This is a genomic window from Pseudomonas sp. UBA7500 (genome assembly GCF_002478435.1).
Taxonomy (GTDB): Bacteria; Pseudomonadota; Gammaproteobacteria; order Pseudomonadales; family Pseudomonadaceae; genus Aquipseudomonas; species Aquipseudomonas palmensis.
This window is the reverse complement of the sequence record NZ_DLNW01000013.1, coordinates 32,304-42,501: the sequence shown is the minus strand read 5'-3', so window position 1 is coordinate 42,501 and position 10,198 is coordinate 32,304. Positions and strand designations below refer to the sequence as shown.

The window sequence follows — 10,198 nt, the reverse complement described above, 5'->3', positions numbered from 1 at the left end:
AACTCGACTGGCAGCGTTACCGCCAGTTGATCGGCATGAACGCGGTGAGTGCCCAGCGTGCCGAACGCGCCAGCACCACACGCACTCAGGCGCAGGCCACACTCAAGGGCGCGGACGCCGGCTGGGCCATGCAGCGGGCCCGGCACCAGGTGCTGGCCAGCCAGCAGCGCGAGGCCCGGGCCGAACTGGTGCGCCGCGAGGCCGAGCTGGAACAGGCCGAGGCGGCCCTGGCCCTGGCCGAGAACGCCCTGGCCGACACCCAGGTACGGGCGCCCTTCGACGGCGTGGTGGGGCAGCGCAAGGTGCGTGTGCAGCAGTACGTCAGCCCCGGCCTGCCACTGCTGGCAGTGGTGCCGGTGGAGCAGGCCTACGTGGTGGCCAACTTCAAGGAAACCCAGCTCGAACACATGCGCCCGGGGCAGCGCGCGACCCTGGAGGTGGACACCTTCGGCCGGCACTGGCAGGGCACGGTCGACAGCGTCTCGCCCGGCTCGGGGGCGGTGTTCGCGCTGTTGCCGCCCGACAACGCCACCGGCAACTTCACCAAGATCGTGCAGCGCTTTGCCGTGCGTATTCACCTCGACCCGGTGGAACCCGGCACGCCGCGGCTGCTGCCGGGCATGTCGGTGATCGCCACCATCGATACGCGCACGGCGCAGGTGCGCGATGAGCACTGAAGACAAGGTATCGCTGCGCGCGTGGGTGGCGGTGATCGGAGGCTTGTTCGGCTGCTTCATGGCGGGCATGAACGTGCACGTCACCAGTGCCGCGCTGCCGGAAATCGAAGGCGCGCTGGGGGCGACGTTCGAGGAAGGCTCATGGATCTCCACCGCCTACCTGGTGGCGGAAATCACCATGATTCCGCTCACCGCCTGGCTGGTGCAGGTGTTCTCGCTGCGCCGGGTGATGCTGGTGGGCTCGCTGGTGTTCCTGATCAGCTCGGTCAGTTGCGCGCTGGCGCCGAACCTGCAGGCGATGATCGCCATCCGCGTGATCCAGGGCGCTTCGGGGGCGGTGCTGATCCCGCTGTCGATGCAATTGATCATCACCGAGCTGCCGCCGAGCAAGATCGCCCTGGGCATGGCCTTGTTCAGCCTCTCCAACAGCGTGGCCCAGGCCGCCGGGCCGTCGATCGGCGGCTGGCTGACCGACGCCTATTCATGGCGCTGGATCTTCCTGCTGCAACTGCTGCCCGGAGTGGCGCTGCTGGCGGCGGTGGCGTGGTCGATCCCCGCGCAGGCCGGCGACCGCGCCCAGTTGCGCGGCGCCGACTGGCTGGGCATCGCGGCCATGGCGCTGGGGCTGGGCGCGCTGCAGATCGTGCTGGAGGAGGGCGGGCGCGAGGACTGGTTCGATTCGGCGTTCATCGTCACCTTCAGCGTGATTGCCGTGGTGGCGTTGGCGCTGTTCGTGCAGCGCCAGCTGTGGGGCGCGCGGCCCTTCATCAACCTGCGCCTGCTGGCCAGCTACAACTTCGGCGTGGCCAGCCTGGCCATGGCGGTGTTCGGGGCGGCGACCTTCGGGCTGGTGTTTCTGGTGCCCAACTACCTGTCCCAGGTGCAGGGCTACAACGCCCGCGAAATCGGCATCAGCCTGATCGCCTACGGCATGGTGCAGTTGCTGCTGGCGCCGCTGCTGCCGCGCCTGATGCGCTGGCTCAACGCCAAGGTGCTGGTGGCCAGCGGCTTCGCGATCATGGCGCTGGGCTGCTGGCTGGGGGCGCACCTGTCGGCGGACGCGGCGAAGAACGTGATCATCCCCTCCACGGTGGTGCGCGGGCTGGGTCAGCCGCTGATCATGGTGGCGCTGTCGGTGCTGGCGGTGAAAGGGCTGGACAAGGCCCAGGCCGGCTCGGCCTCGGCGCTGATCTCGATGCTGCGCAACCTGGGCGGTGCGGTGGGCACGGCGCTGCTGACGCAGCTGGTGTCGTTGCGCGAACGGTTTCACGGGCAGCGCATCAATGAGAGCCTGACGCTGTTCGATGCACCCGTGCAGCAGCGTCTGCCCGGCGGGGTGCTCGATGCACAGGCCCCGGCGCACCTGCAGGTGCTGGCGCAGCTGGACCAGACGGTGCATCAGCAGGCCTACCTGATGGCGTATTCGGATGCGTTCTATGTGTCGTGCGTGGCGTTGGCGGTGTGTGCGCTGGCGTCGCTGCTGCTGCGCCAGCATGCACGCTGACTAGTCGGCGTCGGGCTGGCCGTAGGCCGGGGTCTTGCCGAAGTAGGCACTGGGCGAGACCCCCAGGGTGCGGCGGAACATGGCGCTGAAGGCGCTGGGGCTGTCGTAGCCCAGGTCCAGCGCCACGTTCAGGATCGAGTGCCCGGCGGCCAGCGCGTCGAGGCTGGCCAGCAGGCGCAGGCGGCGCAGCCACTGGATGAAGCTCAGGCCGGTTTCGCGCTGGAACGCGCGGGTCAGGGTGCGTGCGTTCAGGCCGCTGTGGGCGGCGGCGCGCTGCAGGCTCCAGGGGCTGGCCGGGTCGTCGCGCAGGGCCTGGCACAGCGCGGCCAGTTGCGGGTCGACCGGCAGCGGCACGTGCAGGGCCAGAATTGGCAGCACGCGGATCTCGTCCAGAATCAACTGCATCACCCGCTCGTCACGCCCGCCGGGCGGGTAGTCGGCGGGGATGAGCATGGCGCTGATGATCAGTTGACGCAGCAACGGCGGGATGTCCACCACGCGGCAGGTCAGCGGCAGGTCGGGGCGCGCGTCGGAGGCGACGAACAGGGTGCGCATGCGGACCTGGCCGGCCATCTTCAGGTCGTGTTCGACGGCGGCGGGCACCCATACGCCGCGCCCTGGCGGAACCACCCAGCAGCCCTGGCTGGAGTTGACCGTGATCACCCCGCTCAGGGCATGGATCAGCTGGGCGCGGTTGTGGCAGTGCGGGGCGATGCGCTCGCCGTGGGGGTAGTTTTCTGCCAGGGGGACAATCGGCTGCATGGCGGTGCGTTGGGATTGAGGGTGGGGGGGCAGTATGCCTGATGATCGGTGGGTGCAGGTTCAGCGAATGCTGTGCATTCGATCGCGGGGCAAGCCCGCTCCCACAGGTACAGCGCCTATTCAAAGAGTGCCGCAATCCCCGTGGGAGCGGGCTTGACCCGCGATCTGGCGCATAGCGCCAGCAAACCCTGGCACATCAATCGATCCCGCTCTGGGCAAACTCCTGGGCCAGAAAATCCAGCAGGTGCCGCACCGAAGGCAGCAGCCCGCGCCGTGAGGCAAACACCGCGTGCACCAGCCCGCATTGCGGCGCCCAGTGCGGGGTGGGTTGCACCAGCTCGCCACGGGCCAGTTCGTCGCGGATCACCACCAGTGGCAGGTGCACCACCCCCACGCCCGCCAGCGCCGCCTGGCGCAATACCACCAGGTCGTCGGTCACCAGCCGCGGCGTGTGCCGCAAGCTGGCCGTGGCGCCGTCCGGGCCATTGAGCTGCCATTGATAATCGCGCTGCGGGTTGCCCCAGTGCAGGCTCGGCAAGGCGGCCAGGTCGGCGGGCACGATGGGCCTGGGCAACGACGCCAGCAAGCCGGGCGCGGCCACCAGCAACTGCGTGCTGTTGGCCAGCACCTTCATCACCAGGTCGCTGCTCTCCAGCGGCGGCACCCGCACCCGCAGCGCAATGTCGATGCCTTCCTGGATCAGGTCCACATGGCGGTTGGTGCTCTCGATATGCAGCTGCACCAGCGGGCACTGCACCATGAAGCGCGACAGCATCGGCCCCACCCAGAAATCCAGCAGCGCCGTGGGGCAGCTCAGGCGCACGATGCCCTGGGGCTCGGCACGGTGGCGCTCGATCAGCTCGGCCGCACCCTCGGCCTCCACCAGCATGGCCACGCAATGGCGGTGGTAGGCCTGCCCGATGTCGGTTACCGAAAAATGCCGGGTGGAACGCTGGATCAGGCGCACCCCGAGGCGCTCCTCGAGCCCGGCCACCCGCCGGCTGAGTTTGGACTTGGGCATGTCCAGGGCACGGCCGGCGGCGGCAAAGCCACCGTGCTCGACCACCTGGGCGAAGTAGTACAGGTCGTTGAGGTCTTCCACCACTGTTCTCCAAATGGAACGCTGAGGGCACTTTACGCTATCTACCGCCTTCAGCGTTGCGCCCTTATCGTTGGCTTCATGCACGAGAGGAGGTAGCTCATGAAAAAGATCCAAGGCGTCTACAGCAGCCCGCACCCGCATTGGGTGGGTGACGGCTTCCCGGTACGCAGCCTGTTCACCTACGACAACCTGGCCCAGCACATCAGCCCGTTCCTGCTGCTCGACTACGCCGGGCCCCATGCCTTCACCCCCACCAGCGCCCGTCGCGGCGTCGGCCAGCACCCGCACCGCGGTTTCGAAACGGTGACCATCGTCTACCAGGGCGAGCTGGAGCACCGCGACTCCACCGGTGCCGGCGGCCTGATCGGCCCGGGCGATGTGCAGTGGATGACGGCCGCAGGCGGCATCCTGCATGAAGAGTTCCATGCGCCGTCGTTCGCCCGCAGTGGCGGCACCCTGGAGATGGTGCAGTTGTGGGTCAACCTGCCGGCCCGGCACAAGTCTGCCCCTGCCGGCTACCAGACCCTGCTGGCCGCCGACATCCCCAGCGTGGCGCTGCCCGGCGGTGCCGGCAGCCTGCGGGTGATTGCCGGTGACTACCACGGCCATCGCGGCCCGGCGCGCACCTTCACGCCGATGCAGGTGTGGGACATGCAGCTCAAGCCCGGCAAGCCCGTGCGGTTGCCTGCCCAGGCCGGTCACAGCAGCGCCCTGGTGGTGCTGCGCGGCCAGGTCACGGTCAATGGCGAGCGTTCGGTGGGCCCGGCACAACTGGTGCTGCTGGAGCGTGCCGGCGACGAAGTGCTGCTGCAGGCCGACAGCGAGGCGGCGGTGCTGTGGCTCAGCGGCGAGCCGCTGGATGAACCCATCGTCGGCTACGGCCCGTTCGTGATGAACAGCGATGCCGAGATCGAGGCGGCGTTCGCCGATTTTCGCGCCGGGCGCTTCGGCCAGATGACCAATGGCGGCGGCACTGTCACACGCGCCGACTAGGGTCTGTATGCAACTCACGTTTGTCCCAACTCCGGCGCCACGGCGCCGGACCACCCTGCAAGGAGTATGACCATGAGTGTTCCCTACACCCGTCTGGACAAGAACAACGCCGCCGTGCTGCTGGTCGACCATCAGGCCGGGCTGCTCTCGCTGGTGCGTGACATCGAGCCGGACAAGTTCAAGAACAACGTGCTGGCGCTGGCCGACCTGGCCGAGTACTTCAAGTTGCCCACCATCCTCACCACCAGCTTCGAAAGCGGCCCCAACGGCCCGCTGGTGCCCGAGCTCAAGGCGCAGTTCCCTGACGCGCCGTACATCGCGCGCCCCGGCCAGATCAACGCCTGGGACAACGAAGACTTCGTCAAGGCGGTCAAGGCCACCGGCAAGAAGCAGCTGATCATCGCCGGTGTGGTCACCGAGGTGTGCGTGGCGTTCCCGGCGCTGTCAGCGATTGCCGAAGGCTTCGAGGTGTTCGTGATCACCGACGCCTCCGGCACCTTCAACCCGATCACCCGCGACGCGTCCTGGGACCGCATGTCGTCGGCCGGTGCGCAACTGATGACCTGGTTCGGCGCAGCCTGCGAACTGCACCGCGACTGGCGCAACGATGTCGAGGGGCTGGGCGCGCTGTTCTCCAACCACATCCCCGACTACCGCAACCTGATCACCAGCTACAACACCCTCACCGGCGCCAACCAGTAGCCCGCCTCACTGCGCGTCGCCGCGCCTGCCCCCGGTTTCATCGGCGGGCAGGTCGGTGGCGCGGTCTTCGCCGATCTCCCGGTACTCCTTGAGCAATTGCTTGAGCTGGCTGTTGTCCAGCTGGTCGAGGTTCATCAGCGCGTTGTGCGCCGCCTTGGTCGAGCGCAGCAGTTCGTCGAGCTTGATGTGCAGCACGTCGTTGTCGCGGTTCTGGGTGTTCTGGATGACGAACACCATCAGGAAGGTGACGATGGTGGTCGAGGTGTTGATGATCAGCTGCCAGGTGTCGTTGTAGTCGAACCAAGGCCCGGTGACGGCCCAGACCACGATCAGTACCAGTGCGATGAGGAAGGTGCGCGAGCGACCGGCCTGTTTGGCCAGGCCCTGGGCGAAGCGTTCGAATTTCATGGCAGACTCTTGTGTGGGGATCTACTGGGTAGACCCTGCGGGGTTGCCGAAATTCTTTGTAACATCAGGGGAAGACGACATGGGGCAGGACCACGGGGCACCGACGCACCTGGTGCGGGTGATACCCACCGATTACGGCCAGTTCGTGCTGGAGCTGAACAATGGCGAGCACCGCTTGCTCAAGGGCCTGGTGCTGACCCGCGAGCTGGGCTGGAGCGAGCTTGCCAACCCACGCAAGGCGCGCCAGCGAACCTTCAGTGCCACCCAGCTCGGTTGGCCGGGTGGGCGTACGCTGGGGCTCGACTACCTGCTCGCGCAGGCACAGCCGATGAACGAGCGCGAGCTGGGCTGGCAGTCGGTGGACTTCTCCCAGTGCAACCGCGCGCCCACCCCGGAGCACGACACCCACCACGTGTACTACGTGAGCCTCAAGCCCTTCGACCCGCAGCCATTCGGCCTGGGCGAGTCGATTCACGGCGGCCATGGCGAGCGGGGCGGCATGTTTTCCTTCGACCTGGCCGGGCTTGTGGCGTGGCCCAACTGGCGCGAACACTTCGAGCTGGCCGGCTGTGGCTGGGCCATTGCCCTGGTCGACGCCAACACCACGGATGCGCAGGCATTGCTGGACGTATTGATAGACGCCTGGTGCCAGCGTGAGGCCTGAGCTCAGCCCCGGGGCATCAGGCCCAGGCCATTGAGCAGCAGCGCCGCGACGAACAGGCTGACCCCGAACGCCGTGTGCGCCGCCAGGCTGCGCAGGCGTGCCACCTTGGGGTTGGGGGTGCGACGGGCCAGTACGCCTGCGCCCATGCCCGGCTGCAGAATGAAGAACGGCGCCACCAGCGTGCCGATACCGATCGCCAGCGCCGGCAGCAGGGTAGGGCTGTGGGCCCAGCCGATGCCGAAGATCGCCAGCAGCAGCCCGGCGTACAGCACCCCGATCACATAGTGCGTCGCCCAGCCCAGCAGGGCTTCGCCCGGTACGGGCGGCGCCTTGGCGATGCTGTCATGAATGAACTGACCATGGCGCAGGTGCGCCACCCAGCGCCCGACCATCGGCCAGCTGGGCGTGGGCACATTCAGCAGCCGCTTCTGTGTTTCGGCCCACAGGTCGGCCAGCGCCGTGCCCAGCAGCCCGATCAGGCTGGCACTGGCGATGAAGTGAAGCAGAGGGGACATGGCGTTGCTCCTGAATAAAACATTCAATGAATTGATTGAATGATTGGCGAATGATAGCTTCCTGTCAATGACCGACCTTCCTCAGCAACACTTCATCGATATCGCCGAGCTGGCCCGCACCCTGGGCCATGCGCATCGGCTGCACCTGCTCGAACACATCGCCCAGGGCGAGCGTGCGGTCGAGCGCCTGGCCGAACTGTGCGGATTGTCCGTGGCCAACACCTCCCAGCACCTGCAGCACCTGCGTCGCGCCGGCGTGGTACAGACCCGTCGCGACGGCAAGCGCGTGCTGTACCGCCTGGGTGGTGGGCCGATCCTGGAGGTGCTGGCGGCACTGGGGCAGTTCGCCGAGCACAACCGCCTGGCGGTGCGCGAGCTGCTGGCCGACAGCATGAGTGCGCAGGAGCGCCTGGAGGCGATGTCGCGCGACGAACTGGTGCAGCGCCTGCACGAGCAGAGCATCACCCTGCTGGATGTGCGCTCCCACGAGGAATACGCCCTGGGGCACTTGCCGGGGGCGATCAGCATGCCACTGGACGAGCTGCAGCAGCGCCTGGCCGAACTGCCGCAGGACCAGGAGATCGTTGCCTACTGCCGGGGCCCCTGGTGCGTGCTGTCGAGTACCGCCACCGCGGCCTTGCGCGAGCACGGCTTCAAGGTGCGCCGGCTCGACAGCGGCCTGCCGGACTGGCAGGCGGCAGGGCTGCCGGTGGAGGCCTGAGCCTCTGCGGCGGCCCCTGGCGCTTTCGCGCGCGGGCCTGGCAGCGTTACCATCGACGGTCTGACTTTCCATAAAAACAATCAGGAAGCCTATGAACGCCCAAGCCTTACCCCTGCAAGACCTCGCCGCGCCAGAGGGCGTGTGCTACGGCTGCGGTACCTCCCACCCCAGCGGCCTGCACCTGAAAAGCCACTGGGCCGAGGACGGCAGCCACGTGCTGTGCCGGCACGAACCCGATGCCACCTTCACCGGCTGGCCGGGGCTGGTGTACGGCGGGTTGCTGGCGATGCTGGTGGACTGCCATTCGAACTGGACCGCCATGGCCTGGCACTACCGCGCCGAAGGCCGCGAGCCGGGCAGCCTGCCGCGCATCGACTGCGTCACCGGCAAGCTTTCGCTGACCTACCTCAAGCCCACCCCGATGGGCGTGGAGCTGGTGCTCAAGGCGTGGGTCGAGGGTGAGGTGGGGCGCAAGAGCCGGGTCATCTGCGAAGTCTGGGCCGGCGACGTGCTCACCGTGACGGCCGACTCGGTGTTCGTGCGCGTCGACACCGAACGCCTCAAGCAACAGGCCCACGCGACCGTGTAACCCCGGGGGCGATGGCCTTGGACATGTCCCTGGCCGTCGCCCCAGCCAACTCAGAACGGCATCGCCAGCGTCACCTGGCTGTACAGGTTGGTGCCATTGCCGCCCACCTGATTGCCCCCCGTGTTCTCGTCCTTTTTCGGCTGGTACAGCCCCACCAGCGGGCTGACGATCAGGTGCGGGCTGACTGTCCATTCCACGTACAGGTCCAGCTCGCGGGCACCTAGGTTCAGCGCGTTGCGTGTGTGCAGGGTATCGAAGTCGAAATACAGCGCGCCCAGGGTCAGGTTTTCCAGTGGCTTGGCCACCAGGCCCAGGTGATGCACCCCGGTATTGCTGTTGAACGGCCCCGCGTAGTTGGCCGCCACCTCACCCTGGAACCAGGTGCCGTAGCCGGTGCTCAGCCCGGTGAACAAGGCATCCCAGCCTTTGGAATAGCGGGTGTAGCGGTAGGTCAGGCTGGGTGCCCAGGGCAGCTCGGCGAAGGTGTAGCCGGCCTCGGCGTACCAGGCCTTTTCCGGGCCGGCCTGCTTGTCCTGCCAGGCGTATTCGAAGGCGAAGCTGGCGTTGTCGATACCGGCGTTGCCTTCGCCGCGCAGGCTGTAGGTGTCCATGCCGTCGCGTTGGCGCTGGAATTCGCTGGCCCATTGCTCGGTCACGCCCAGGCCGTGAATCCAGGTCAGTCCCAGGGTGCCGGCCGCGGTGGTGTAATCCAGGGTGCCGGCGGCCAGTTCGGTCTCGGCCTGGGCGCGGTTGTCGGACTTGAGCCACAGCACGCTGGCGTGCACGCCACGCTCGCCGCCCAGGCGCAGCACGGCGGTGCGGTCGAACGCGTGGCGCGCCGCCAGGTAATAGGCGCCGCCACGGTTCAGCGCGCCGTCGGCGGGGCCTTTGCCGAGGTTGGGGCCGTCGTCGTTGATCAGAAAGCCGCGGCCCAGCTTGACCACCTGACGGCCGAACGAGGCATCTACGCCATCCTTGCCCAGCAACGGGAACAGCTCGCCGGAGCGCCAGCCGAGGTAGGCGTCCTCCAGCTTGGTGGTGCGCTCGGTGCCGTCGGTGTTGCCGGCTGCGTCGCCATCGCCCCAGGTGGCGGAACTGACCCAGCTGAGTGCGCCGTAGGCACTGCCGTTGCCGGCCAGGCGCTGGTCGCCGCTGATTCCATACTTGATGAAGCCCTCGCGCCAGGTCGAGCCGCCGGGCGTGGCGTCGTAGTTCTTGCGGCTGTTGAACAGGCCGTACACCGCCAGGATGTCGGCATTCAGGTGGGACTCGTCATCGGCGTAGAGCTCGATGGCCTGGGCTGATGGCTGGGCCAGCAGCGCAGCCAGGCTGAGGGCGGCAAGCAGGTGAGGGTGCAGGTTCATGGTGGTGGGGTCCCCGGGTTGGCGTGAGTGGTGGCCATTTAGGGCGGGGACGGTGGGGGCTGTCTTTGATCTGGCTGCCACATGGATTGATTGTGTGCGCCAGGCGGGTAGGTGCCGGGGTGCTTGCCAGAAGCAGGTTGCTTGGGGCTGTGAGGTCGGCTTCTGCCCGCAGGGTGTGGGAGTTGGCTTGGCCGACG

12 protein-coding genes are annotated in these 10,198 nt (G+C 67.6%); 7 read left to right on the top strand and 5 right to left on the bottom strand.

Annotation, left to right across the window (positions count from 1 at the left end; all coding sequences use genetic code 11):
* Both B4I46_RS07080 and B4I46_RS07075 read left to right on the top strand, forming a co-directional pair.
* Positions 1–677: HlyD family secretion protein (locus B4I46_RS07080; RefSeq protein WP_286899282.1), on the top strand; the 677-nt coding region annotated here is incomplete at its 5' end.
* Entirely contained in the window at positions 667–2,181 is a 1,515-nt protein-coding gene (locus B4I46_RS07075) for an MDR family MFS transporter (protein WP_043860227.1), read from the top strand. The genes B4I46_RS07080 and B4I46_RS07075, both read left to right, overlap by 11 nt.
* Here B4I46_RS07075 and B4I46_RS07070 read toward each other — a convergent pair whose 3' ends face one another.
* Positions 2,182–2,943: an AraC family transcriptional regulator gene (locus tag B4I46_RS07070; protein WP_043860226.1), complete on the bottom strand. Its 762-nt coding sequence runs from the start codon at positions 2,941–2,943 to the stop codon at positions 2,182–2,184.
* Between the two features lie 196 nt (positions 2,944–3,139).
* Complete coding sequence (locus B4I46_RS07065) at positions 3,140–4,048, bottom strand: LysR family transcriptional regulator (RefSeq protein WP_173925050.1); 909 nt, start codon at positions 4,046–4,048, stop codon at positions 3,140–3,142.
* Between the two features lie 96 nt (positions 4,049–4,144).
* Here B4I46_RS07065 and B4I46_RS07060 point away from each other — a divergent pair, with 96 nt between their 5' ends.
* Entirely contained in the window at positions 4,145–5,038 is an 894-nt protein-coding gene (locus B4I46_RS07060) for a pirin family protein (RefSeq protein WP_088515100.1), read from the top strand.
* A gap of 72 nt (positions 5,039–5,110) precedes the next feature.
* Positions 5,111–5,740, top strand: a complete 630-nt coding sequence (gene ycaC / locus B4I46_RS07055; protein ID WP_286899278.1) for an isochorismate family cysteine hydrolase YcaC — start codon at positions 5,111–5,113, stop codon at positions 5,738–5,740.
* 6 nt (positions 5,741–5,746) lie between these two features.
* On the opposite strand, the gene B4I46_RS07050 is transcribed toward ycaC, so the two are convergent.
* On the bottom strand, positions 5,747–6,148 hold the full coding sequence (locus B4I46_RS07050) for a low affinity iron permease family protein (protein ID WP_043860056.1): 402 nt from the start codon (positions 6,146–6,148) through the stop codon (positions 5,747–5,749).
* A gap of 79 nt (positions 6,149–6,227) precedes the next feature.
* Here B4I46_RS07050 and B4I46_RS07045 point away from each other — a divergent pair, with 79 nt between their 5' ends.
* Positions 6,228–6,812, top strand: a complete 585-nt coding sequence (locus tag B4I46_RS07045) for a hypothetical protein (protein WP_102063821.1) — start codon at positions 6,228–6,230, stop codon at positions 6,810–6,812.
* Between the two features lie 2 nt (positions 6,813–6,814).
* Here the strand turns inward: B4I46_RS07045 and B4I46_RS07040 are convergent, their stop codons facing one another.
* On the bottom strand, positions 6,815–7,327 hold the full coding sequence (locus B4I46_RS07040) for a DUF2938 domain-containing protein (protein ID WP_104572508.1): 513 nt from the start codon (positions 7,325–7,327) through the stop codon (positions 6,815–6,817).
* Positions 7,328–7,394: 67 nt separating this feature from the next.
* On the opposite strand from B4I46_RS07040, the gene B4I46_RS07035 reads away from it, so the two are divergent.
* Both B4I46_RS07035 and B4I46_RS07030 read left to right on the top strand, forming a co-directional pair.
* Positions 7,395–8,048 (top strand): ArsR/SmtB family transcription factor, encoded by a 654-nt coding sequence (locus tag B4I46_RS07035; RefSeq protein ID WP_043860058.1) that lies wholly within the window; start codon positions 7,395–7,397, stop codon positions 8,046–8,048.
* Positions 8,049–8,139: 91 nt separating this feature from the next.
* Entirely contained in the window at positions 8,140–8,637 is a 498-nt protein-coding gene (locus B4I46_RS07030) for a PaaI family thioesterase (RefSeq protein ID WP_043860059.1), read from the top strand.
* Between the two features lie 50 nt (positions 8,638–8,687).
* Here the strand turns inward: B4I46_RS07030 and B4I46_RS07025 are convergent, their stop codons facing one another.
* A complete protein-coding gene (locus tag B4I46_RS07025) occupies positions 8,688–10,001 on the bottom strand; it encodes a hypothetical protein (RefSeq protein WP_286899273.1) in 1,314 nt (437 codons plus the stop codon).
* Positions 10,002–10,198 lie beyond the last annotated feature (197 nt).